Raw genomic sequence first — 24,086 nt, forward strand, 5'->3', positions numbered from 1 at the left:
GAGGTCACGCCACCCTTTCTGCAACCTACTCTGAGAACGTCGTGATCAGGCTCCCGCTCAGCCTGAGCAGCTCAATTTCAGCCAGCTTTGTTGAGAAGGCGGCATTGATAAGACGGCTCTCAGCCTGTACGGCGTTTATTTGTGCCTCTCTTAGCTCCAAAGGTGTATAATTACCAAGCTGATATCTCTCCAATGCAATGCTTTCATTTTCACGGGCGACCTCGAGATTTTGCCGTTCAATATTGATAAGGTCCAGGCTTGTGATGTACCCATTGTACATCTTGTTAATGTCGGCTTCAAGAGACAATCTCAAATCTGCTATTGAGTATTCTGCCGTCTCCATTAGCACCTTTGCGTTCTGCACTCTTCGGTTAAGATTAAACCCATTGAAGATATTTACGCTTGCAGTCACCCCGTAGTTAAAGCCATTCGTTCTGGTCAGCGCAGCAAAGCCAACCTGCGAACTGCTATTGCCTTTTGAATATGCTGTAGTTAGAGAGACAATTGGGAATCGATCACTTTTCAATTCCCTCATTTGTAAGTGAGCAATGTTCAGTTGTCTTTGCGACTGAAGCAAAGAAGGGTTCTTCATGTTTGCCGATTCAAGCAGCTCGCCCAAAACCAAATTTTCGTTGATATCAATCGTTTGGTCAACTTCAACGCCTGCCTCGATTTCTCTTGCCAGTACTCTGTTAAGATCTACCTTGGCTTGGTATAGCAACTGTTCCTCATTGATCAACAAAGTTTTGTCGGTATTGAAGTCGACTTGAGCAGCTAGGAACTCAACCTTGCTCGCTTTACCTATTTCATATTTATTTTGTGCTATTTCAAGTCTTCTTTCGGACAGCTGCAACGAGTTGTTTAGCACCTTTATTCGCTCCACTTCCAGGGCTACAGTATAGTAAGTGGACAGCACTTCTGCCACTGTGTTCTCCATTGTCACTTTCATCAACAAGTTGCTGGCTTCGTTCTGCTGCCCCAACCTGTCATAGGCATAAAACATTCCTAATCCATCGAAAACAACCCAGTTAAATGAGGCACCTATACTAGCCTGCTCCGACTTTGCCCCCTGAATATCAACTATTGTTCCGTTCGCATCGTTTCGCTCCTGATAAGTATCATTGGATGCAAAGTTTTTAAATGCTGTAACTCCAACAGTCGGTAAAAACCCAGCATTGCCCCTCGTAACATCATTTTCAGAAATTTCCCGGGTATTGTCAGCTATTTTAATGTTGTAGTTGCTTTCAAGCGCTATCCTTACCGCCTCTGGCAGGCTCATTATGTCCTGAGACATCAAGCTCTCTGATAGCAGCAGCGCACCCAGAACAAAAAACGCAATCCTCACTTTGTTCATATTATTATTTAAAAATTAAAATCTAGCCATTCGTTTTTCCTTGCCAGAGATGTAGATATACATGGCAGGTATTACATAAAGGGTGAGTATTGTTGCAAATAACAGTCCTCCAATGATGGCGATACCCATCGACACACGACTTTCAGACCCGGCGCCGAGCGCCAATGCAATTGGCAGAATACCCAGGATAGTCGAAAGGCTTGTCATCAGAATGGGGCGAAATCGCTGCTGTGCCGCACCGACTATGGCTTCTTCCACCGGGATGTCATGAGCTTTGCGTTGGTTGGCAAATTCCACAATCAAAATGCCGTTTTTGGTTACCAAGCCAATCAGCATGATAATACCTATCTGGCTGAATATGTTGAGTGTCTGGTCAAAGTACCATAGCGATAGAAAGGCCCCTGCAATTGCCATGGGCACAGTAAGCATAATAATAAATGGGTCTCTGAAGCTTTCAAACTGAGCCGCCAGCACCAGGTAAATCAAAATAAGAGCAAATATAAAGGCGAAGTACAAACTTGAAGAAGAGTCTCTGAACTCTGCCGAAGGGCCAGATAACTCTGTTTGAAAAGTGCCGTCAAGGACACGGGCTGCAATGGCATCCATAGCATCAATTCCATCCTTGATAGTGTAGCCGGGCACCAACGATGCCGATACAGTTGCAGACACAAATCTGTTGTAGCGATAGAGTTGAGGTGGTGTGCTTTGCTCAGTAATCTTTACCAGGTTATCCATCTGGATAAGATCTCCCACCTGGTTCTTCACATAAAGTGCCTTCAGGTCAAGCGGGTCGTTTCGATCTTCTCTGTCCACCTGCCCTATTATTTGGTACTGCTTTCCGTCTTTGATGAAATAACCAAACCTGGAACCGCTCAATCCAAGTTGGAGCGTTTGAGCGACATCCCGGATCGATACATTCAAACTACGGGCCTTGTCACGGTCTATTTCTATGTTGATCTCAGGCTTTGTAAATTTCAGGTCGAGATCAACAAAATCGAAATGCTCGTCGTCAGTTGCGGCATCGACAAAGGCTGGCAACACTTCTTTCAATTTCTCAATGGTAGTAGCCTGTATCACATACTGGACAGGTAGTCCGCCCCTTCTGTTACCTATCGATTGGCTTTGAGAAACAAAAGAGCGGGCTTCTGTCATTCTCATAACCAAAGGGCTGATAGCATTCACCACATCCTGCTGTGACCGGGTTCGCTCCGACGGGTCGACCATCATCACCCTCACATTTCCAGAATTCACGGACCCCGATGATCCAAAGCTGGGGCTGGTCATGCTTATGAGCGCCTCTTTTTCAGGCACTGCCTCACTGATCAACGCAAGCATCTTATCAAGGTAGGCGTCCATATACTCGAAGGTGGCTCCCTCCGGGCCGGTGCTGTTAATCCTGAACTCACCCCTGTCTTCCATGGGAGACAGCTCGCTTTGGATATTATTATTGAGCAGGTAAATGCCCCCAAAAGAAAGTACCAGAATGACTAAAGCGAGCCATTTACGAGCCATAAAGTTTTCAAGCGACTTGTTATAGCCTTCGTTCATCCAATCGAAGAATGGCTCTGTTACTCGATACAGCCACTGCTTTTTCTCTCTTTTTTTAAGAATTTTGGTAGAGAGCATTGGCGTAAGCGTAAGGGCAACAAACGACGATATTATTACCGCTCCTGCCACGACGATGCCAAACTCCCTGAAAAGTCGGCCTGTGAGCCCGTCAAGAAACACAACAGGCATAAACACCGCCACCAACGCCACGGTGGTGGAGATAACAGCGAAGAATATCTCCGTCGAGCCCTTTAGTCCGGCCTCCAGCGGCGACATCCCATCTTCTATCTTGGTATAAATATTCTCCAACACCACAATTGTGTCATCCACCACGAGTCCTATTGACAGCACGATGCCGAGAAGCGTAAGTACGTTGATGGTGAACCCGGCAAGGTACATGATGAAGAAAGTACCTATCAGGGAAATTGGGATGGTGGCGACAGGAATTAGCGTGGTTCGCCAATCACGCAGGAAAGCGAAAATGATCAACACCACCAGCACAAAAGCCATGAAAATAGTCTCCTGCACCTCAGTAATAGATTGCCTCACATACTCCGTGACATCAAACCCGATTCCGAGTTCAATATCGGCGGGGAGGTCCTTCTTGATAAACTCCAGCCTGCGGTAAAACTCGTCTACAATCTCTATGATATTCGTTCCGGGCTGTGCCTGAAGCACAACGCCAACCATGGGCACGCCATCTCTTTTAAGTATGGTTCGGTTGTTTTCTGGTCCCAGCTCAGCCCTTCCAACATCCTGAAAACGCACAACATTGTTGTCGTCCTCTTTGACGATAAGCTGGTTGAATTCTTCTGGTGTGGAAATGCGGCCCATGGTTCTCACCGTGAGTTCCATGTTGGTTCCTTCTACCAGCCCCGAGGGAAGTTCGACGTTGTCACGTGTGACTGCATTCAGCACCTCCAATGGCGTGAGTGAGTAAGCCGCCAGCTTGGCAGGATCCATCCAAAGCCTCATAGAGTAGCGGCGCTCACCCCAAATCTGGACGGCCGCCACTCCTTTTATCGTCTGAAGTCTTTCTTTAAAAATATTCTCTGCTACATCGGAAAGGCCCAAAAGGGTCCTTTTGTCACTTTTTACATTCAAAAAAACAAGGGGCATAGCATCTGCATCCGCTTTTCTCACCGACGGCGGGTCACAGTCGGGTGGAAGGTTTCTGGTAGCCCTCGACACCCGGTCTCTGACGTCGTTGGCGGCAGCTTCCAGGTCAATTTCCAGGTCAAACTCAACCCTGATAGAGCTGGCGCCATCCCTACTTGTGGACGTAAGACTTTTGATGCCGGCAATTCCGTTGATCGACTCTTCCAGGGGCTCGGTGATCTGCGACTCAATGATGCTCGCATTGGCTCCGGTGTAAGAGGTGCTTACTGAGATAATAGGCGGATCGACACTAGGATACTCTCTGATACCCAGAAAGTTGAATCCTATGATGCCAAAAATGATGATAATGATGGACATTACCACCGCCAGCACGGGTCTGTTAATACTGATGTTGGATAGACCTGCCATAGTTTTAATGTTTTAGTTAAAATCCGTGATCTCCACAACAGAATTCGGGCGGATCTGGAGTAGCCCTGAAGTGATCACTGTGTCGCCTTCCTTAATGCCCTCAATTATTTCAATGCTGTTGGCAGTACGTATACCTATTGTAACGGGCTGCTCAACCACTTTTCCTCCTCTCTCAAGGAATACTTTATGGCCAGCCAGGTCATTTACAACAGCTATAGACGGCACCATTAAAGCATTGTCTTTGTGGTTCAATACCACCTCCACCCTCGTAAACAACCCGGGGAACAGTTCTCCTTTGGAGTTGTCGCTGGTTGCCCTTATCCTCATGGTTCTGGTAGCCTGGTCAATTTGAGGCTCAACAGCGTAAACAGTACCCTGATAGGTCTTATCGGAAGCGTCGGTAGTAAAGAAAATCGGGTCGCCGTCATTTATCACTGTTCCATACTTTCCAGGAATTGAAAACTCTACTTTGATAGGATTGATGTTGATTAAACTTGCAATACGGGAGTTTGAGTTGATGAAGGCTCCATCACTAATATATCTCAAGCCAATGGTGCCATTGAAAGGCGCCCTGATCTTGCTTTTTGCAATTTGAGCTTCCAGCACTTTGATGTCAGCAGAGGCAGTGTTTAACTCAGTCAATGCCACGTCATACTCTTCCTGGCTAATTGCTTCCTTTTCAAGCAGCTGACGTTGGCGATATTCACTGGTCTCTCTCAGCTTCTTCGAGAATTTCAATTTCTCCAACTGGGCCTCCTGGTCTTCTGTATTTAAAGTCAGCAGCAGGTCTCCCTTTTTTACCTTAGATCCTTCTTTGAAATAAATTTTTTGCACAACTCCGGATACTTCGGACGCAATCTCTACCGCCTCATTGGCGATAAGAGCACCTGTAATAACCAGTTTATCATCAAGAGCCTCTGGCTTCATAACTATGGCTGTCACTGGCAGCGCCCCACCTGAGGATCTTGTCTCACTCTGAGCAACTTCTTCACTCTGGGAAATAAAATGCAACCTTCGGTCGGCCAGATACACCAAAACAACCAACACCATTACATAAAATAGTACCCTTCTAACTGTTTTCTTCATACGTTTGGTTGATAGAACGATCCGTTTTTGCGGATTTCTATTTTTCGGAAATGACAAAATTACACTCAAAAAACGGCGTACATTGCAATTTGTTTGTTGTTTGTGGCAAGCGGGGTGAAGGGTAAATAAATGGCTTTAAATCGTCGCTAAATTGTAACCGCTTATGTATGTCCCCTTAAAAGTGGGAAAGTCTGTTTGATTCTTCGAGAAGTCTGCAAAACTGAGTTGGAAAGAACAATTACTTACCACCTCAAGGATAAGTGATTTCGCAATCCCATTTTTCTATGATCAAGAAGACAAAAAAAGAGGCTCTAGCGAGCCTCTTTTTTTGCATTACATTATGAAGTAAATTATTTAAATATATATCTCAGGCCAATCTGCATCTGCCAGCGGGAGCTCTGGAAACCAGAGTCATCAATTTGCCATGGCTGGTAGTCTGCACCTTTCCGGTATGTAAAGTTTGGAACTGTTTGCGCCGCATCAGCCCATCCTTCAAACCTAAGCAGCTCGGCACTTTGGAAGTTGCCTCCATCGCTCACAAAATATCTTCTACCCCAATCCTGATTGATGAGATTTGTTATGTTGAAAATGTCAAGTGATACCTGGAGGGTATTCCTTTTACCAGAGGCTGTTTGAATATAGAAATCCTGTAAGAATCTGAAGTCAACTACTCCCTCGAAGGGTGACCTGCTTTGATTTCTGTCAGCATATTCACCTCTGTGCTCGCTGAGATACTTATCAGATTTGATGAATGCATCCAAATCGGCCCATTGCTCAGCGGGAGACACCGTGTAGCTTGAGGTAGAAACCAAGTTGATATCACTTTGAGTAGCAGGGATATAAACCAAGCTTCTTTCTCTTGAATCTTCCCTGGTCAAGTTACCACTGTCGTCATATATGTAAGAATAGGTTCTGCCCGACTGTCCATTGTAGAACAGCGATATTTGCGAGGCACCAAACCCAAGGTATTCTTTTCGATACGAAAGTTGCGCAATAACTCTTGACCCCATTGAGAAATCAGACCTCATGGCCTCGTCAAATACATTGCGGCCGTTCACAGAGTGAAGACCTCTCCACTGCGAAGAGTTCTGTGATGAGGTACCGTCGTAGACTGAAAAGGCATCATTCCAGGTGTAAGACAAGCTAGAGGTGAAGCCATTGGAGAAAGGCTTAGCCACAGTGGCTGACAGGTTATAGGTATACCCCTTATTAGTATTAGAGGCAAGATAAATGCCTGTATACGTAGGGTCGACTGGACTAGATCTGTTGTATTTATTTCGATCATCGGGGGTACCGGATAGCTGTGTAGCAGCCGGTCTGATGTTCAGGTTCTCATAGAAAATATTATTAAGAAACTTAGTATAAAGTGCTTCAAAGGAGCCCACCATTCCCCAGGGAAGTTTTTGATCTACCGCCAGGTTGGCCTTGAATACCTGTGGCAACTTAAAGTCAGACGCAAACAAATCTATCTGTCCTGACGGCGAACCTTGTCCGGGAGCTACGTTGCGAGGCTGGCCATCCCACTGGCTATTGAAGGGCACATTGGTTCTGAAATCTCCGCCAACTGTCAATCCATTGTTATTGTATGCACCACCTGGCCACACCAAAGGAATTCGGCTATTGAAGATTCCCAATCCACCTCGAAGCTGAGTCGACCTATCACCAGTCACATCGTAGTTAAAGCCAAACCTTGGAGCGAAAAGAATGGATGAGCCAATAAACTCACCAGTTTTCGCACCTTTCAGGTCATACCCTGCAGCCTCAATTAAGCCTGCTGTTGTTGTATTGAAGGCCGTGTTTTCAAGCGTTTCATCGCCGAAGATTGGCATATCAATGCGGAGGCCCAGTGTCAATTTCAACCTATCAGTAGCTTGAAATTCGTCCTGGCCATAAACGCCAAGCTGCATGCCACCAAATTCAGCTGCACCGGCCGAACCGTCACCAACCTTTGTGTCTACCAGAGAATAGCTGACATTGTAGTTGTCGGCGTTCAGGTTATTCATAAAGCCTGAAAGGCTGTCATAGTTGTATGATCCAAAAGCCTGCCGAATGAACAGGTTGTACGACTTATAGAATTCGTTGTGTGTACCGATGGTGAAAGTGTGCCTTCCCTTGAAAATCTGGAAGTTATCCGTCACTGTGATCACATCTTGTTTCAACTGGTTGGCAGTTGAGAATTCTTCGCTACCAAATGCTATTGAACCAGCGCCGTCGCTTATTCTCACAAATGGGAAGGGGTCGCCCGCCTGGTCTCTGTCGTCATTAACAAAGGTAGCACCAATGGTAAGATGGTTCGACATGTTGCTTCCAAAATTGCTTTTCAACTCAAGCGCAGAAGAGTTGGTTGTTGAAGGGAAGTAAACAGAAGCGTTCTGGAAGTTGATGGAGGTTGTTCCCGACTGGTTAGCCTGTAGGTTTTCCGCCTTTACGTAAGAATGGCGCACAGACAACTTATGGTTCTTGCTAAGGTTCCAATCAATCTTGGCAATCACCTTGTCGCTATTCAGGTAAGAGGCATTGTTGGTGTATGTGCCCGGATCGTAACCATACTCACTTTTGAGCTTGGTAACCAACGCTTGAATGTCGGCTGTTGAGGCATCGCCAGTGTATGTAGCTGCGTTGAATGGCCTGGGTGTTTCGTCTCTCTGCATCTCAGCGTTAGCAAAGAAAAATACTTTGTTTTTCACAATTGGGCCGCCGATACGGAATCCCATAGTTTTGGCAGTGAATTCATCCAGCTGCTCTCTCTCGAAGTCCTTGTCATCCGTCGGTGTCTTTCCGGAAAGTTTTTGATTTCTTAGAAAGCCATACGCCGACCCTTCGAATTCATTTGTTCCGCTTCTGGTAACCGCATTGATAGAGCCGCCTGCAAACCCGGATTGAGTTACGTCAAATGGCGCTACGGCCACCTGAAATTGCTCAATGGCGTCTATTGAAATAGGAGACACTCCAGTTTGGCCACCGTTGGTTCCGCTAGCTGCAAGGCCGAAAACATCATTGTTAACCGCTCCATCTATGTAAATAGCGTTGTAGCGGTTGTTCATTCCGGCAATTTCTATGGCGTCACCCTGAATGTTTACCAGGGGATTAAGGCGTGTGAAATCAGTAAGCGACCTTGATACGGTTGGCAGCGTGTTGATTGTTCCTTCATCAATAATTGTCGACTGGCCTGTTTTGTTACCGTCAAACACATCGTTGCCGCTGGCAATGATTTCCACTCCCTCAAGTTGGGTGCTTTCTTCCTCAAGAACAGATTTGATCCTGAAGGTTTGACCAAGCGTAAGAAATACGCCAGACTGCTGGTAGGGCTTGTAGCCCACAAATGAAATCGTTACGGTATAAGGTCCGCCTACCTGCATTCCGGAAATACGGAAGTAACCCTCCACATCCGAAACATTGCCATACTGGGATCCAGTTGGTGTGTGCACAGCAAGCACCGTAGCACCTGGCAGGGCAACCCCGTTTGCGTCTACCACCTGGCCGTTAAGCGCAGAAGTGGTGGTGCCTTGCCCGAAAAGCGTCGAAAACGAAGCCGTAATCAACAGTGTCAGAGCCAATTGTAAAATTCGCCTCATAATTTGTTTTTTTGGTTGTTAAATAAATTTTACGGTCGATAAAATATGGTGCAAAGCTAAGGCATACATGTTTTTACACCAGTATGAAAAGATTAACTTTTCGATATGAATGAAATTAAATTTTAACGAAAGATTAACCCTAAAACGCCTTGTTAAACAATGCTTTAGATTCAAGTTATTCTTTTGACCAGATCAATTTCTTTAGTATAAAACCCTGCTATAAAGTGATGTTGCCAAAGATAAATTGACCCGAACCTTCAGGCCAGTCAACTTAAGTCAAGAATTTCTATTATCCCGGTGCGCATTAAGACTACTGTCGCCAACCGAAAAATTAAGGGGATGTTATTTAATTGTTAAGATAAGGTGCGGAAAAACAAATAGCAAAACACTTTGGAATGGTTTTAAGGGAACCCATTTTTTCATGTTCTAATTCTATTTTTTTTGGTGTGGTAAAAATTCAAAAGCTTATATTTGTGCCTATATGGAGTTGACAGATCACCGCTTTTTTCCCTACGACAAAAACCTTATATTAAAGCAAGCCCAGGCCCATCTGGAAGCCGACCTTCTCACGGAGCTGATCTCAATTTCAAAAAGTGCCTATCAGCAGGTTTATAACCCATTGGGGCTCAACGACGACACCTCGCTGCGCATTGAAAGCTACGAAAAAAACCAGCTCATTTATCTCCATACCTTCTACACTTCTCTGTGTGGAATCTACAGATACAAATACGGCAACAACCAACTTGAGCTCATCTGGGACGGCAGCAGTCACTTCGAAAAGTATTCTAAAGAATGGGCGGAACGTTTTGTAATCTGGTGCACTGAATTTGGGCAAAACCCTCAATTCCTTAAAGCCGTGCTGGCCGCCACCGTTTTTTGCAAAAACAGAAGACAAGGGGAGCTTGCTGAAAACCGCTTGCGGGTATTTTTAAATAGCCAGTTTGAGGTGCGGGTTCACAAAGTAAGAGGCATAGTGCCCATGAAAGTGGCCTAGTGCCTGATCAAAAATACGTTGTGATGCTTTAAATCGACCTCAATACGTTCTATGCTGTCAACCTTGGCGTGCAGAGGCCCCTTCTTACACCAGGCCATTAAATCAATCAGTTTGTCCTTGGTGCCCTCGGCTTCTATTAATACGCTGCCGTCCACCTCATTCTTCACCCATCCCTTCACGCCCAGTTCATCAGCCACGGTTTTAGTGCTGGCTCTGTAAAAGACACCCTGCACCTTGCCCACCACACGTATTTGATAACAGACCATCTAACAATTGCCGGTTTAGGATTGAAAAATGAAAATTCCAATTCAAAAATCAAACAGCCTTGTGGAAATAAATGAGAACGAAGTTCAGGAGGGCTTTGAAAGCTCACTAACAATGGCCACGCCGGACGAAGTGCCAATCCGGTCAGCGCCTGCAGTGATCAGCTCCATCATTTGCGCCAAAGTTTTGATACCGCCTGAAGCTTTGATACCTACATGGGATGGCAATATCTCTCTGAGCAGTTTAATATGCTCAACCTTTGCTCCGGCACCCGCAAAGCCAGTACTGGTTTTAACAAAGTCAGCGCCAGCATCTTTGGCAGTCGTAGCTGCTTTTTCTATTTCTGCGTCTGTGAGGTAAGCCGTTTCGATAATCACTTTCAAGATGGCCTCTTGCTCATGAACTAGTTTAGCTACTTTAGCCAACTCAATCTTGAACCAGGGGTGGTTCATTTTGAAAGCAGAAATGTTCATTACCATGTCTATTTCTGTAGCGCCGTCCCTCAATGCCAGCCTGGCTTCTTCAAGTTTAGTTTCGGTCATCTGGTAGCCCAGTGGAAAACCAACTACAGTTACGAGCTGAATATCAGCGGAATCAATTTCCCGCTGCGCTCTTTTCACCCAAAAGGGCGGCACACATACCCCACAAAAGCCATAGGCTTTAGCTTCGGACACCAATTGATCAATGTCTTTGTCGGACAGTGTCGGGCGTAAAAGAGTATGCTCAATGCACCTGGCTACGTGCTGCATGCGCTATAATCAGAACTGGAATATTTTAGAGCAATATTATTAATGGACAATGCCACATTCCTTACAGAATTTACGCTTGCCGAGTGGCCTTTTCTTAGGCGGTTTCTTATGACCAAAATAGGACTGATCGGAGTACTGAGGCTTTTCCATCTCCTTGGCTGCCTTTTTATCGGCCTTAGCATTCTGCTTCATCCGCTCCTGATAGTCTGCGATAAGCTGATCCTTCTTGTTCTTCTTTTTCTTCTTTACCTTCCTTATCTTTTGAGTGGAGTTGTACTGTGAACCCTGCTTCTGAGCGGTATTTACTTCCCTTGACGATTGGGCTGAGGCTCCCCAGCTAAGAAAAAACAAAAAGACGATTACACCAAAATACTTCATACATCAAAGATTATAATTATACATAACACTGCCTAATTAACGGGCTATGTTTGAATATATTACCTTCAAATCTCAGGCAGCTTTGTCATCAGAAATAGCAGTGGCATCCATGAGCGTAGCTGCCGATGCTATCTCGAAGTTATGAACTATTTTGGTCATGATCCGATGCAAATGCACGTAGTCTTCTTCATTCAGGCCTTCCCAACCCTGGTTTCGAAAGTCATCCACTACAGGTTTGAGCTGTGAAATAAGTATCTCTCCTTCTGGAGTTAATCCCACGCTGAACTTCCTTCTGTCGTTGGGGTCGGCCTTCCTCACCACCAGGCCCTTTTGGCCAAGCAAATCTATAATGCGGGTGACAGTTGGAGGGTCTTTGTAAACCGCTTCCACAACCGCTACCTGTGACTTGGGGCCTTCGGATAGTTGATCGAGAACCACCCACTGGTCAACCGTTAAGTCAGCTCCCGAGAGTTGCAGCTTTCGCTGAAACGCCTGTTTTATTTGGCGGGAGGCTACTTCAATAAGAAATCCATATTTATTCTGCATGTATTGGCAATTGTAGGGGAACTACAATGTTCCCCTTAGCTCTTGTTCTCGTTCTATCGCTTCAAATAATGCCTTGAAGTTTCCTTTGCCAAAGGATTTGGCCCCTTTTCTTTGGATGATCTCGAAAAACATGGTCGGCCGAGGCTCGACAGGCTTAGTGAATATCTGTAGTAAATAGCCCTCATCGTCTCTATCGACGAGAATCCCGAGTTTCTTCAAAGGTTCCAAATCTTCATCAATATGGCCTACCCTGTCGAGCAGATCATCGTAGTAGGTAGTAGGCACATTTAGAAATTCGACTCCTCTGTTCTGAAGCTGAGTAACCGTTTCAATGATGTCATCAGTCGCAACGGCTATGTGCTGAATGCCTGACCCATTGTAGAAATCCAGGTACTCCTCCACCTGCGATTTCTTCGCACCGTCGGCTGGTTCATTGATTGGGAACTTTACCCTGCCATTGCCATTGCTCATCACTTTGCTCATCAGCGCAGTGTATTCTGTAGAAATGTCCTTATCGTCGAAAGACACCAGCTGAGCAAATCCCATCACATTGGCATAAAAATCCACCCACTGATTCATTTCTCCCCAGCCTACATTGCCCACCATGTGGTCAACATACTTCAGGCCGATCGGTTTTGGGTTGTAGCTACTCTTCCAGGGCTTAAAGCCAGGCAGAAACACGCCGATATAGTTTTTTCTTTCGACAAAAATGTGAACAGTATCTCCATAAGTATAAATACCTGAACGAACCACCTCGCCATTTTCATCCTTTTCAACTTGCGGCTCCATAAATGGCTTGGCGCCCCTTGCTGTTGTTTCTTCGAAGGCTTTAGTTGCGTCTTCAACCCAAAGTGCTACCACCTTCACGCCATCGCCATGCTTATCAATGTGTCTGCCGATTTCGGTGTCTGCCTTTAAGGGAGTAGTCAGCACCAGGCGGATCTTGTCCTGCACCAGCACATAAGAAGTCCTGTCTTTTACGCCGGTTTCCAGCCCGCAAAAAGCCAGCGACTGAAAGCCAAAGGCAGTTTTATAATAGTGAGCTGCCTGCAAAGCGTTACCAACATAAAGCTCCAGATAGTCGGTGCCCAAAAGTGGCAGAAAGTCCTCCGGTGCCTCAATTGTGTTTTGATGAGAATGATCTAAAATATTCATAATGGGTGTATTGTTGTTATACTAACTATTAGTAATATAACAAAACTAGCTCTTTGCTTTGAAGTTTCAAAACGTTGAAGTTCATACCCTCTAACTACCGTTCCTATAAGCTGTTATGCCCAAGCCTTTCTATCTTTCGTAATTAGATAAGTTATAAAATCTATCTCATGAAGAAACTCTTACTTACCCTTGCCTGTGGTCTTCTTATTTTTTCGCAAGCACTGGCACAAAAAGTGGACACAGAAATGATCATGGACTGGGAGAAATATGATCCCCCGTCAACACTGGTTGTGCCGGAACACCCGTTGACAAAATCGAAGTACCCGTTTGTAGATGTCCACAATCACCAATTCAGAATGAATCAGCAGGATCTCGCTCCTCTGGTAAAGGAAATGGATGATTTGAACATGGGTGTGATGGTCAATTTGAGCGGAAGGGGACGGGGAAGCCGTGGATATTTGCTGGAGGTGCTGGATAACGTAAAGAAAAACTCGCCCAACAGGTTCATCATTTTCACTAACCTTGATTTTACAGGCATAGATGACCCGGAATGGGGTAAAAAGGCTGCGGCCTCTCTTGAAGAAGATGTGAAAGCCGGAGCTAATGGCTTGAAAATTTATAAAAGTCTCGGCTTTAGTGTTACAGACGGCTCGGGGAAACGGGTGGCTGTGGATGATCCAAGAATTGACCCTGTTTGGGCAAAATGCGGTGAACTGGGGATACCTGTGCTGATACACTCTGCAGATCCAAAGTCGTTCTGGGACGACTATGATGAAAATAACGAGCGGTGGCTTGAGCTAAAAACACACCCGAACCGTAAGCGCTCTGCTACCGACCCGGTTCCCTGGGAGCAGATTATTCAGGAGCAGCACAACGTGTTTAAGAAACACAAGAAAACTACCTTCATTAATGCACACTTCGGCTGGTACGCCAACGACCTGGCGACCCTTGGCAAGCTACTGGATGAAATGCCCAATATGTACACAGAGATCGGCGCCATCATCGCTGAACTAGGCAGGCAGCCAAGAGCAGCCAAGGCCTTCTTTACTAAGTATCAGGACCGGATTTTATTTGGCAAGGATGCTTACAACCCTGAAGAATACTATACCTACTTCAGGGTGCTGGAAACGGCCGATGAGTACTTCCCCTACTACAAAAGGTACCATGCTTTCTGGAGAATGTATGGACTAGATTTGCCTGATGAGGTGCTGAAGAAGGTGTACTATAAGAACGCTCTCAAAATCATTCCTAATATTGACAAGAGTGTGTTTCCTAAGTAATTGAAATAATTATTTCCGGGTGAACATTCGTATGAGTGTTCACCCTTCTTTGTTAAAAGTACGGCCCCTCTTCAATAAGTATCTTCAATCCCGGCTTGTTCTTTCTAAGTGCTTCGACCACCTGCGGTGTGCATTTGGTACCAAGCAAATACACTTCTTTCAGGCTTGGGAACTTCAAGAGGTCTAACGCAACCTTGTCATCAACTTTGGTGAAAGAGAGATTGAGTGTTTCAAGGTTCGGCATTTGCATCAGGTAGATAAACCCACTACCATCGATGTTTGTCTTCTGGAGAAAAAGCTTTTTCACATTAGTCATTTGGCTGATGTGGTATAGCCCATCGTCATCTATACTGCTAGAGACGATGGAAAGCCGACTGAAAGCGTCATTGTAAGGAGCCAGTTCCCTGAACTGGTCATTAGAAAAAGGGGCCGGTGGAAATTTCACTCTCAGGCTAAAAAGGCCTGGGTCAAGGCTGTCTGGTTCTACGGCCAGGTTCAGTTTTTTGCCCACGGTTACCAACTCATCAGTTACTTCTTTCAATTTCAATTCGGCTATAGCCTGCTTGCGCCGGTACCGGGCCAGCTGTGGAAGCAGTTCATTGGTTACCCTGGCAATCTCGGGTTGTGCCTGTAACGCTGTCACTTTCTGCTCGGGGGAGGCCCCAGAAGTAATCCAGTATTTAAGTAATTCAATTTCCTGCTCACTCATGGGTGACTGCCCTTCCGGGGGCATTACGTCATCGTGGTCAGCGGGAAGGGTCACTCTGTTGAATAGCTCGCTTTGCTCCAAATCTTCAGGCGTTATGAGTGCCAGCCCACTGTCGCCTCCTTTCGCAATACTTTGCAGGGAACTCATGGTGAGTCCGCCTTTTGACCGGGACTGATTGTGGCAGCTCATGCATTTGGCCTCGAAAATAGGGCTTATCATATCGTCGTACACCAGCATCTCCTCAACCTCTTTGTTACCGCTTGCTTCTTCCTGAAAAATGAGAGGAATGTATTCGGTAAGGTAGTCCTTACCGTGGGTGATGGAGCCACCGATATGCCCGGTGAAGCCTATCGACAGATTAGTAAGCACCAGGAGGCCAATATAGAATGGGTAGACTGGCGTAAAGCGCTGAGACAGCAAATACAGCCCGGTTACAAAAAAAACGCCTGCTCCGCTCACCGTAGCTCCCCAAAAATGCTGCTCCATCAGGTCTCCCGAGTACTCTCCGCCAACAAAAAGGAAATAGCCAGCCAGAATAGCAGCCAATGCCGTGAAAGCAGAGGCCACAAGCATCGTTAGCTGAAGGCCGGGGGCTTTAGGAACGAAGTTGAACTTGATAGCCAGCTCCAGCATCAAAGCCAGGATAATAAGGACTATAGGAAAATGCAGCACCAGGGGATGGAACCTCCCCAGCATCAAAAAGAAAACCGGCGCCTCAATTTTGCCAATAAATGGCAATCCCAAAACAAGAACTCCGATAACAAACCAACAAACAACCAGCGCCGGATGCTTAACTAATGCTTCTACTCTCAAATGCCAAACTAATTATAGGGTCTTGTTAACTATGCCAGTATGTTTGCCAGTTTACCGGTGCTGTCGGCAAAGCTGGTCTTTTCAATGTTCAATGCCTCCAGCATGGTCACATAAAGATTGGCCAAAGGGGTTTCTTTTTCGTAGATCAGGTTTTGCCCCGGGTTAATTCTCCCCCCAGCCCTGCCAGCCAATAGCACGGGCAGGTTGCGGGGCGAGTGTCGGTTGCCGTCCCGCAGGTCGGAGCTGAACATGATCATGGAGTTATCAAAAACGTTGCTCTCACCTTCCTTCATCGATTTCAGTTTTTCAATGAAGTAAGCGTATTGTTCCATGTGCCACTGGGTGATCTTGACGTACTGTGCCAGTTTCTTTTCGTCCTCCATATGGTGAGAAATGGAATGGTGGCCGTCATTTACGCCAGGGAGGAAGGAGAAGTTACGGTTGCTCACCGAGTTGCCAAACAAAAAGGTACTTACCCGTGAGGCGTCGCTCCAGAATGCCAGGGCCATGATGTCGAGCATCATGCGGGTCTTTTCGGTCACGTCCACACCACTGCGCACCTCCGCATATTCTTCAATGTTCTGATTCAGGCGAATCAGCTCCTTTTTAACGTCACCGGTCAGGTTGGCTGCAAACTTTTCCTGATTGGCTCCGTCGGAAATTCTTTTTTCCAAACTGTAAACAGAGTCAAGGTATTCCGTCAACTTATCCTGATCTGACCTTCCCAGGTTTCTCTTGAGACTTTTGGCATCATCCAGCACGGCGTCGAGAACACTTTGCTTCCATGGATCATTTTTTATTTTTGCCCCTGGAACATACCTCCCAAACAACCTGTCGAAAGCCATCTTTGGGTCGATCTCCTTGGTAAGGGGTTGTGTGGCAGTTTTCCAGGAGATGCTTGAGGCATACAATCTTGTGAGCCCGACGTTAATGTCCACGCCGGTAGCTATTCGATCCAGGCCATATTCTAACGAAGGAAACAAGGTGTCTCCGCCCACGTGATTGGCGATGACCTGATCGATAGAAACACCTCCGCTATTGATATTGTCACCGGTAGTCTGCCGGATTCTTGTGGAAGTAAGAAGGTTGGCGGTTTTGGTGTAGTGACCGTCAGCAGTCCTGAGCGAATTCATATTCATCAGCTCGCCCAGCACGAGGAAATCATCTTGCAGGTGCTTAAGCGGCAGTAGCTGTTGGGTGAACTCATAACCCCGGCCGACGGTAGCCGGTGTCCAGTGATGAGGGTGTACGCCGTTTGGCATCACAATAAAGGCTGTTCTCAGCGGGGATTTAGACGGAACCGGGGAGCTCATGCCAGGTAGCGCCATGGCGTCGAGAAAAGGTAAGGCCATACAGGCACCCACCCCTTTTAGCATTCGTCTTCTGGATATTTGCCACTTCTTGCTCATAATACTTCATTTATCTTGTCCCTGAAATCATTGATTTTCATTCTGAACGGATAGCTTTTCACCAATTCAACAATAAATGGATCAGGATTAAAATTATTCTCTAACAAGGCTGTTTCCAGCTTTCGAAGCGCCGGCTCATCTGTAAAAATGGTGCCACGGCCCAAAGCATAAGAAAGCACTTTTGTAGCCAGATTTCTCGCAATTTTTTCTTTCTCGTCCATTAACAATACCTTCAGCTCAGCAGGCCCGTTAAACTCCCTGCCATCTGCCAGAGTACCGGAGGCATCAATGTCCGCTTTGCCATAGCTGTCTCTCCACCGTCCGGTAGCATCAAAATTTTCAAGCCCCAGCCCCAGCGGATCCATTTTCTGGTGGCAGCTAAAACATCCGGGACTCGAACGATGCCTCTCCAGTAGTTTTCTAAGGCCCAGTTCGCTATGTGCTCCTTCATCTTCCACCAGCTCAGCCACTTCTGGTGGTGGTGGTGGTGGTGAAATACCCATGATTTGCTCCATCACATATTTCCCTCGCAGCACCGGGCTTGTGCGCACCGGCAGTGAGGAAACAGTCAGCACACTGCCCATGCCCATCACTCCACCTCTGTTGGCATTGGCCAAAAGCACTTTTTTGTATTCGTCGTTAAAGTCGCCCTCCACACCATAGAAATCGGCGAGTTTCTGGTTCAGGAAGGTATAATTGCTGTTGACCAACTCCATCATGTTCTTGCTGTCAGTCAGCACATAATAGAAGTACTCGACCGTTTCCCGGTACAGGGCTTCACGCAGAGGCATGTCAAAGTCAGGGAATTTCTCCGGATCTACTATGGGTTGGGTGTCCAATAGCTTGTTGATCCCCAGCCATTGTGTAGAGAAGCTCTCTGCAAATCGCCTGGCTTTTGGATCAGCCAGCATACGTTTTACTTGCCCTTCCAATACAAGTGTGTCCTGTAGCTTGCCCATGTAGGCCAGGCTAAATAGCTCATCGTCAGGCATGCTTGACCACAAGAAATAAGAAAGCCTTGAGGCCATCTCAAAATCGCTGAGGTAATAGGCTTTACTGTTTGGTGGTTCTTCTTCTGTTCGGTAAAGAAAATTCGGTGACACTAACACCATCTTGTACACCTGGGCGATGCTTTGGTCAAACCTCTGAGGGTTATCAAGCGTGTCCATGCCCTGGTACACCTGGGTGAACAAAGTGCCCAATCTGGCTTTCTCGTCATCTTTCAAAAACCTTCGGTAGGCTTTGGTAGCAAATGGGAAAATGGTTTTTTCGGCCGCCAGTTGTGCATGAGTCATGCTACTATAAGAGTCGTCGAAAAGAGATTTCACCCACACAGTTAGCCTGGTCAGCCATGAGGGATCATATGCCTCCGGCGCTATGTTTCTCCACAATTGTTCATTTTCTGCTACGCCTTGTAGTACCAGGTCTGCGGCATCGTAGTATCTCTCCAGTTTCAGTGGCGTGATAAAAAGCGAGCCTCCCTGATTGTCGAAGCCACCACCACCCGAACCATCGGAGGGGAAATAGCTTCGGGCATCAAAGTCGTAACCCGTCAAATCTTTGATGGTATATTGATATTCGGTATGGCTGAGTCGGCGAATAACGATCTGGCCTGGCACATGTTCTTTGAGCGAGCTCTGAAGAATGCCATTAATGCCATCTACCAGCAGGCGATAGTCTTCGTCGGAAAGAGGTGACTTTGATTTGGGAGGCATATCCCGGCTCTCAATTTGTTCAAGTACTTTGAGCCAAAAGGCACCATCTTTGACTACCCTGGCCTTTTCCTTGTAGTTGTCAAGGTTGACGTTTGCCTTGGGCATGTTGGTATTGTGGCATTCGAAACACTTCTGCGAGAGCAGTGGTCTGATCTCGGTGTCGTAGTCATACAGCTCCTGAGCTGAGGCTTTTGTTGCAAAAGCGCTCAGCAAAAAGGCCAGGCAAAAGCATATAAATTGAGTGTGCTTCATAACTGTTTCGCAGTTGTTGGCAGAAAATGTTCCCGCACAAATACTCAGTACGCATCAATTTAGCAATTTTTGCCTCTGCAAACGATACAGATAAGAGGGAGGGCTAAAAAATTATGTGTTCGGAGGAATGGAGTGATTGAGAATAGCCCCATCCTCAATATTCAACCACCGCCTCCACCCTTTTGGTTTCCAGGTAGTGGTAAATCAGGCGGTTGACCTCTCTATTTGGTTTCTTTGGTTGAATGCAGTCCCTGATCAGGTCGGGGCTATTGCCTAGTAGGTCGGCGTCGGCGTAGCCAAAGCCCCGGTAGTTGCCATTTTCTATACAAATGATCGTCTTCTCTTCCGTGTGGCGGCCCTTGTCAAAAATAAAGCAGTTGGGATGCTTGAATTGCCATGAGCGCATGGCCAAAGTCGCTCGCTCATTATAAATATCACTTTCCTCCTTGCCAACGCAGGCTCCTTGACATGACTGCAAGCTATAATCAAAGCAACCCCGCTCCGGGGTCATTTGCCTTTCCAAGCCTGCAATATGAGCGCATAGCTGAAAACGTTTGACCAATCGCCTTAGCACCTTCAACGATTCGTCTTCAGAGGAGCAAACAACAAATGGTTCTGCTTTGCCATCAATCTTTCCGACTTTGAAATGGATGTAGCCATCGATTTGAAGGTCGGCAAAAAGGCCGTAGCGATAGGAGTTCCGCAACTGCATCCTGTTGTACATCGGCTGCACTTTTTTGATTTCTTCACTTTCCAGCAAAAGTGCCACCAGCTCATTGCCCGTCTCCTCAAAAGTGACAGACGCTGCCTTGTTTTTCAGCTCTCTGCCTTTCAAACCAGCCGGTTTCTTCAGGTGTTGAGTAACCCGGCTTCTGATGTTCTTGCTTTTGCCTATATAAATCACCTCCCCGGCTCGATTATGGAAATAGTAGACGCCTGGATTCTCTGGCAAGCTGGAAATTTCCTCCCAGGTAAGAAACTCGTTGACCTTGCCAATGCCCACTCCGGCCTCTAAAAATTTGTTGAAAACCGTTCCACTATCGGTCTGAAGCAAAATCTCAATCAGTTTTACGGTTGCAAAAGCGTCACCGCCAGCTCTGTGCCGGTTTTCGATTTCAATCCCCAGGCTCTTGCACAGATTACCCAGGCTATAGCTCGCCTTTCCGGGCAGTATTTTCCTGCTCAGTTTTACTGTACAAAGTGTGTCCCGCTTAAATTCATACCCCAGGCGCTTAAACTCGTGCCTCACAAATCCGTAATCGAAGTTGACATTGTGTGCGACAAATATTTTACCCTCAGTCACCTCCACAATCTTCTTTGCCACCTCAAAAAACCTGGGGGCGTCTTCCACCATTTCGTTGGTAATACCAGTGAGTTTGGTGATGAAGGGAGGGATATTGCATTCGGGGTTAATCAGCGTAGTAAATTCATCGACAACCTGCGTGCCATCATGGACATAAATGGCAATTTCCGTGATTTTGGAAAACTGCGCATTGCCCCCCGTTGTCTCAATGTCGATGATAGCGTACATACACTCAAATATGTGAAGTTTTTTCGGCTTTCTGAAGCTGTGGGAAAGCCAGTGGATAACAAAAGGCCGTAATAAGGCATTCCGGCCCAGGCAATTTTTTTCATTTGGCCTGTCAACCAGCGTCGTCTAAATCGTTTGCGTAATTTTTTCTGTAAAAACTGGAAACTTTCCGAAGCCTACTTCGTTTCTTTGCATATTAGTTCGTTTGCAACCGAACTAAATAAACTAAATTTTTAGCACCCATGAACGAAAAGGCCAGAGTTGATTATGTTGAGAAAGTCGGCGTGTTCTTTGAGCAGAACGGGTACCCCCCAGTGGCGGGAAGGCTCATTGGGTATCTGATGACTTCGAATGAGAAAGGTAGAACTTTCTATGAGATTCATCAGTTCGTGAATGCCAGCAAAAGCTCTGTAAGCAACGCCCTTAATAAACTCGTAGAAAAGGGTTTAGTTAAGTATTTAACAATATCCGGCGACAGAAAAAGATATTTCTTTCTCGACCTTAAGCCGTGGATCGGGCAAACAAAAGAGAGAGCAGAGTTCTTTTCTTCTTTTTCATCATTGATCAATGACTGCGTGTCCATCAGGGATGACAAACAGTCTGAGTTTACTCAAGACTTGATGAAGCTGGAGGCCTTCCACAAGTACCTGGCCGAGGAGATGCCAAAGATCATTGATAAGTGGGAAAAAATGCATTCATAAAAATTTTACATAGTTAGTTCTTTTAAAAACGAACCAAACGAATCAAATGAAAGGAATAATAATGTGTGTGGGGTTGGTAGCCGCAAGTTTGATTGCCCAACCAGTGCTGGCGCAAGAAGCTGCGTCGGATGGAAATTACAGCCTTCAGGAAATGCTTGGGAGGGCGCTTGAGCATCATGTAGAGATACGGAAAGCAGACCTCAGTATCCTAGAAGGTCAGCAAAAAGTAAGAGAGGTGAAGGCTCAAGCATTGCCACAACTCAATGGCAACGCCAACCTAACCGACAACTTATTATTGCCTGTCCTTATTTTGCCGGGTGAATTTACCGGCAATCCCGGCACGGTGTCGCAGGTTCGAATTGGTACACAATACAATTTTGCTGCCTCAGCTTCAGCGTCCCAGCAAATATTTAACCAGTCGGTGTTCACCGGACTTCAGGCAGCCAAGGCCAGCGAAGAGTTTTATGAGCTGAGCAAGTCACTTACTGAGGAGCAGGTGATTGAGCAGGTAGCCTCGCTTTACTATCAGGTGCTCATTACCCAGCATCAGTTAGAGCAGATGGAAAGTACATTACAAAAGCTGGAAGAAAATGTGAGGCTGATAGCGTTGCAGGTCGATGCGGGCTTTGTAAAGAAAACTGATTTGAGCCGTCTGAAAGTAAGTCAGACCAATCTGAAAACGCAGGCTCAGGGCATCAGCGATGGCCTGTCGCAACAAAAGAATTTACTAAAGTATTACACTGGCATTCCGCTTGAGCAGGATGTTAATTTGGAAGCATTAAACCCAGCTGAGATGCCCGGTCAGGTTCAGTTAGCTGATGATTCGGAAGTAACTAATCTGACCTCCTACCGCTTGCTCGACGCACAGCAGCACTTGTACAGCCTGGAAGAAAAAAGCTTCAGGTCGGGCTACTTTCCCACCCTGGCGCTGACAGCCCAGTATGCCTACAACGGCGTGGGCAACAACTTCGACTACTTCAAGTCAAAAGAGAACAGCACACTGAACTGGTACGACAATGCATCAATCGGGCTTCAACTGAGCATCCCTATTTTCGATGGGTTTAGAAAGGATGCCCAGATTCAGCAGTCAAAAATTCATCTGCTGAAAGTACAGGAAGACAAGAGGTCAACCGAAAAAATGTTGAACCTGCAAAGAGCCAACGCTTTGAACACCATCAGAACAAGCAGAGAAAGCCTTCTGGCTCAGCAGGAGAACGTAGCCCTGGCGCAGGAAGTATACAATGAAGGCCAACAGACTTATAGCGAAGGAGTCACTTCGCTATCCGACTTGCTCGACGCCGAGACAGCACTCACAGACGCTCAGCTAGGCTATGCATCTGCTCTTTTACAATACAGATTATCAGAACTCCAACTCCTTAAATCAGAGGGAAATATCAAATCATTAGTCAATCAATAACACATCGACAAAGAAGATGAAAAAGATCATTATAAATATAGTAGTAGTGCTTGCCATCATTGGCGGCATTGTGTGGGTGCTGAAAGGCAACAAAGAAGAGGCAGCTGCCCTAACCAGCCTGGCTCAGCAATCGAACGGCTACGTGGCGGTGAGAGTGGAAAAAGCCAAACTGGAGTCACTGAAAGACGGCTTCGCTGCGTTTGGAAATTTTGAACCAACCAGAGAGCTCACCTTTGTTTCTGAAATTTCGGGCAGGGTCATCTCAATCAATGCCGAGAAGGGGGACAAAATTTCACGGTCTCAAACCATGGCAACGCTTGATCATGAGCTGCTTCAAAACGAGGTAGTCGCATCAGAGGCAGCGTTCAAAAAGATGAAAGCTGACCTTGAAAAGTACGAAAAGCTAGCCGAGGGCGGTGCCATCACATCTCAGCAGCTGGAAGATGCCAAGCTTGGCTACACCAACGCTGACATAAGGCTCAAAAATGCAAAGAGGAAGCTGCAAGACTCGAGCATCAAAGCTCCGTTTGCAGGCACTGTGAATGCCCGATACATCGAAGTAGGCTCCTACCTGAATGCCGGAGCAAAAATGTTTGACATTGTTGATGTGAGCAAGCTAAAGCTGGTTGTGAAAGTGACAGAAGCACAGGTTTTCGAAATTCAAAAAGGCATGGCTGTGATTGTTTCGTCGGACATTCTTCCTGACAGGGCGTTCGACGGTAAAGTGACTTTCATTGGAGTGAAAGCGGACGCAAGCCTGAACTATCCTGTGGAAATAGAAGTCAACAACTCATCAGACCAACTGAAAGCTGGCATGTATGCTCAGGCGCAATTTGGCACGGGAGATGTGACTCCACAGCTTACTGTAACCAGAAATGCGATCATTGGCAGTCTTGACCACGCACAGGTGTATGTGAATGAGGGCAACAAGGCTGTGCTAAGGTCAGTGACCACTGGAAGCTCGGTGGGCGAAAGGGTAGCTATTGTAGCGGGGTTGAAAGAAGGTGAATCAGTTATCACCAGTGGTCAGATCAACCTGAGCAATGGTGATGTCATTGAAGTACTACAAAACTAAGCACCAGC

General features: G+C 46.3%; 18 protein-coding genes. 5 read left to right on the top strand and 13 right to left on the bottom strand.

What is annotated here, in order from left to right; all coding sequences use genetic code 11:
- Window positions 1-25: 25 nt before the first annotated feature.
- From RIF36_RS05800 to RIF36_RS05815, 4 genes are all read right to left on the bottom strand, one after another.
- The gene (locus RIF36_RS05800) at window positions 26-1,354 is read right to left on the bottom strand and encodes a TolC family protein (protein ID WP_350126198.1); all 1,329 of its coding nucleotides are present in this window, start codon (window positions 1,352-1,354) and stop codon (window positions 26-28) included.
- 15 nt (window positions 1,355-1,369) lie between these two features.
- The gene (locus tag RIF36_RS05805; protein ID WP_350078356.1) at window positions 1,370-4,429 is read right to left on the bottom strand and encodes an efflux RND transporter permease subunit; all 3,060 of its coding nucleotides are present in this window, start codon (window positions 4,427-4,429) and stop codon (window positions 1,370-1,372) included.
- 12 nt (window positions 4,430-4,441) lie between these two features.
- Window positions 4,442-5,515 (bottom strand): efflux RND transporter periplasmic adaptor subunit, encoded by a 1,074-nt coding sequence (locus tag RIF36_RS05810; RefSeq protein ID WP_350126201.1) that lies wholly within the window; start codon window positions 5,513-5,515, stop codon window positions 4,442-4,444.
- 350 nt (window positions 5,516-5,865) lie between these two features.
- Window positions 5,866-9,090: a TonB-dependent receptor gene (locus RIF36_RS05815; RefSeq protein ID WP_350078360.1), complete on the bottom strand. Its 3,225-nt coding sequence runs from the start codon at window positions 9,088-9,090 to the stop codon at window positions 5,866-5,868.
- Window positions 9,091-9,571: 481 nt separating this feature from the next.
- On the opposite strand from RIF36_RS05815, the gene RIF36_RS05820 reads away from it, so the two are divergent.
- Complete coding sequence (locus RIF36_RS05820; RefSeq protein WP_350088976.1) at window positions 9,572-10,084, top strand: hypothetical protein; 513 nt, start codon at window positions 9,572-9,574, stop codon at window positions 10,082-10,084.
- Here RIF36_RS05820 and RIF36_RS05825 read toward each other — a convergent pair.
- The 5 genes from RIF36_RS05825 to hppD form a co-directional block, all read right to left on the bottom strand.
- Window positions 10,081-10,350: an acylphosphatase gene (locus tag RIF36_RS05825; protein WP_350078364.1), complete on the bottom strand. Its 270-nt coding sequence runs from the start codon at window positions 10,348-10,350 to the stop codon at window positions 10,081-10,083. The genes RIF36_RS05820 and RIF36_RS05825 overlap by 4 nt on opposite strands.
- A gap of 84 nt (window positions 10,351-10,434) precedes the next feature.
- Window positions 10,435-11,097: a deoxyribose-phosphate aldolase gene (deoC, locus tag RIF36_RS05830; protein WP_350126204.1), complete on the bottom strand. Its 663-nt coding sequence runs from the start codon at window positions 11,095-11,097 to the stop codon at window positions 10,435-10,437.
- A gap of 39 nt (window positions 11,098-11,136) precedes the next feature.
- Window positions 11,137-11,475 carry a hypothetical protein gene (locus RIF36_RS05835; protein ID WP_350126207.1) on the bottom strand — a complete coding sequence of 113 codons (339 nt, stop codon included), beginning with the start codon at window positions 11,473-11,475 and terminating at the stop codon, window positions 11,137-11,139.
- A gap of 72 nt (window positions 11,476-11,547) precedes the next feature.
- Window positions 11,548-12,021, bottom strand: a complete 474-nt coding sequence (locus RIF36_RS05840) for a MarR family winged helix-turn-helix transcriptional regulator (RefSeq protein ID WP_350126210.1) — start codon at window positions 12,019-12,021, stop codon at window positions 11,548-11,550.
- A gap of 21 nt (window positions 12,022-12,042) precedes the next feature.
- Entirely contained in the window at window positions 12,043-13,176 is a 1,134-nt protein-coding gene (hppD, locus tag RIF36_RS05845; protein ID WP_350126213.1) for a 4-hydroxyphenylpyruvate dioxygenase, read from the bottom strand.
- A gap of 167 nt (window positions 13,177-13,343) precedes the next feature.
- On the opposite strand from hppD, the gene RIF36_RS05850 reads away from it, so the two are divergent.
- Window positions 13,344-14,456, top strand: coding sequence for an amidohydrolase family protein (locus RIF36_RS05850; protein ID WP_350126216.1), 1,113 nt, complete (start codon window positions 13,344-13,346; stop codon window positions 14,454-14,456).
- A 52-nt stretch (window positions 14,457-14,508) separates the two neighbouring features.
- Here RIF36_RS05850 and RIF36_RS05855 read toward each other — a convergent pair whose 3' ends face one another.
- From RIF36_RS05855 to RIF36_RS05870, 4 genes are all read right to left on the bottom strand, one after another.
- Window positions 14,509-15,978 carry a c-type cytochrome domain-containing protein gene (locus tag RIF36_RS05855; protein ID WP_350126219.1) on the bottom strand — a complete coding sequence of 490 codons (1,470 nt, stop codon included), beginning with the start codon at window positions 15,976-15,978 and terminating at the stop codon, window positions 14,509-14,511.
- A 29-nt stretch (window positions 15,979-16,007) separates the two neighbouring features.
- Window positions 16,008-17,387 (bottom strand): DUF1552 domain-containing protein, encoded by a 1,380-nt coding sequence (locus RIF36_RS05860; protein ID WP_350126222.1) that lies wholly within the window; start codon window positions 17,385-17,387, stop codon window positions 16,008-16,010.
- Window positions 17,384-19,354, bottom strand: a complete 1,971-nt coding sequence (locus RIF36_RS05865; protein ID WP_350126225.1) for a DUF1592 domain-containing protein — start codon at window positions 19,352-19,354, stop codon at window positions 17,384-17,386. Before RIF36_RS05865 ends, RIF36_RS05860 begins: the two co-directional genes overlap by 4 nt.
- Window positions 19,355-19,508: 154 nt before the next feature.
- Complete coding sequence (locus RIF36_RS05870; RefSeq protein WP_350126228.1) at window positions 19,509-20,885, bottom strand: 3'-5' exonuclease family protein; 1,377 nt, start codon at window positions 20,883-20,885, stop codon at window positions 19,509-19,511.
- Window positions 20,886-21,127: 242 nt separating this feature from the next.
- Between RIF36_RS05870 and RIF36_RS05875 the strand changes: the two genes are divergently transcribed.
- Genes RIF36_RS05875 through RIF36_RS05885 form a run of 3 tightly spaced genes read left to right on the top strand, consistent with a single transcriptional unit; the run spans window position 21,128 to window position 24,078 of the window.
- Window positions 21,128-21,586, top strand: a complete 459-nt coding sequence (locus RIF36_RS05875; protein ID WP_350126231.1) for a GbsR/MarR family transcriptional regulator — start codon at window positions 21,128-21,130, stop codon at window positions 21,584-21,586.
- Window positions 21,587-21,632: 46 nt separating this feature from the next.
- Window positions 21,633-23,003 (top strand): TolC family protein, encoded by a 1,371-nt coding sequence (locus RIF36_RS05880; RefSeq protein WP_350126234.1) that lies wholly within the window; start codon window positions 21,633-21,635, stop codon window positions 23,001-23,003.
- 16 nt (window positions 23,004-23,019) lie between these two features.
- Window positions 23,020-24,078 (top strand): efflux RND transporter periplasmic adaptor subunit, encoded by a 1,059-nt coding sequence (locus RIF36_RS05885; protein ID WP_350126237.1) that lies wholly within the window; start codon window positions 23,020-23,022, stop codon window positions 24,076-24,078.
- Window positions 24,079-24,086 lie beyond the last annotated feature (8 nt).

Origin of the sequence: Imperialibacter sp. (assembly GCF_040222815.1) — a bacterium.
Taxonomy (GTDB): domain Bacteria; phylum Bacteroidota; class Bacteroidia; order Cytophagales; family Cyclobacteriaceae; genus Imperialibacter.

Bases quoted from the DNA above. Each gene is read 5' to 3' on its own strand.
- RIF36_RS05800 (WP_350126198.1), bottom strand. From the start codon at position 1,354: ATGAACAAAGTGAGGATTGCGTTTTTTGTTCTGGGTGCGCTGCTGCTA.
- RIF36_RS05805 (WP_350078356.1), bottom strand. From the start codon at position 4,429: ATGGCAGGTCTATCCAACATCAGTATTAACAGACCCGTGCTGGCGGTG.
- RIF36_RS05810 (WP_350126201.1), bottom strand. From the start codon at position 5,515: ATGAAGAAAACAGTTAGAAGGGTACTATTTTATGTAATGGTGTTGGTT.
- RIF36_RS05815 (WP_350078360.1), bottom strand. From the start codon at position 9,090: ATGAGGCGAATTTTACAATTGGCTCTGACACTGTTGATTACGGCTTCG.
- RIF36_RS05820 (WP_350088976.1), top strand. From the start codon at position 9,572: ATGGAGTTGACAGATCACCGCTTTTTTCCCTACGACAAAAACCTTATA.
- RIF36_RS05825 (WP_350078364.1), bottom strand. From the start codon at position 10,350: ATGGTCTGTTATCAAATACGTGTGGTGGGCAAGGTGCAGGGTGTCTTT.
- deoC (WP_350126204.1), bottom strand. From the start codon at position 11,097: ATGCAGCACGTAGCCAGGTGCATTGAGCATACTCTTTTACGCCCGACA.
- RIF36_RS05835 (WP_350126207.1), bottom strand. From the start codon at position 11,475: ATGAAGTATTTTGGTGTAATCGTCTTTTTGTTTTTTCTTAGCTGGGGA.
- RIF36_RS05840 (WP_350126210.1), bottom strand. From the start codon at position 12,021: ATGCAGAATAAATATGGATTTCTTATTGAAGTAGCCTCCCGCCAAATA.
- hppD (WP_350126213.1), bottom strand. From the start codon at position 13,176: ATGAATATTTTAGATCATTCTCATCAAAACACAATTGAGGCACCGGAG.
- RIF36_RS05850 (WP_350126216.1), top strand. From the start codon at position 13,344: ATGAAGAAACTCTTACTTACCCTTGCCTGTGGTCTTCTTATTTTTTCG.
- RIF36_RS05860 (WP_350126222.1), bottom strand. From the start codon at position 17,387: ATGAGCAAGAAGTGGCAAATATCCAGAAGACGAATGCTAAAAGGGGTG.
- RIF36_RS05865 (WP_350126225.1), bottom strand. From the start codon at position 19,354: ATGAAGCACACTCAATTTATATGCTTTTGCCTGGCCTTTTTGCTGAGC.
- RIF36_RS05870 (WP_350126228.1), bottom strand. From the start codon at position 20,885: ATGTACGCTATCATCGACATTGAGACAACGGGGGGCAATGCGCAGTTT.
- RIF36_RS05875 (WP_350126231.1), top strand. From the start codon at position 21,128: ATGAACGAAAAGGCCAGAGTTGATTATGTTGAGAAAGTCGGCGTGTTC.
- RIF36_RS05880 (WP_350126234.1), top strand. From the start codon at position 21,633: ATGAAAGGAATAATAATGTGTGTGGGGTTGGTAGCCGCAAGTTTGATT.
- RIF36_RS05885 (WP_350126237.1), top strand. From the start codon at position 23,020: ATGAAAAAGATCATTATAAATATAGTAGTAGTGCTTGCCATCATTGGC.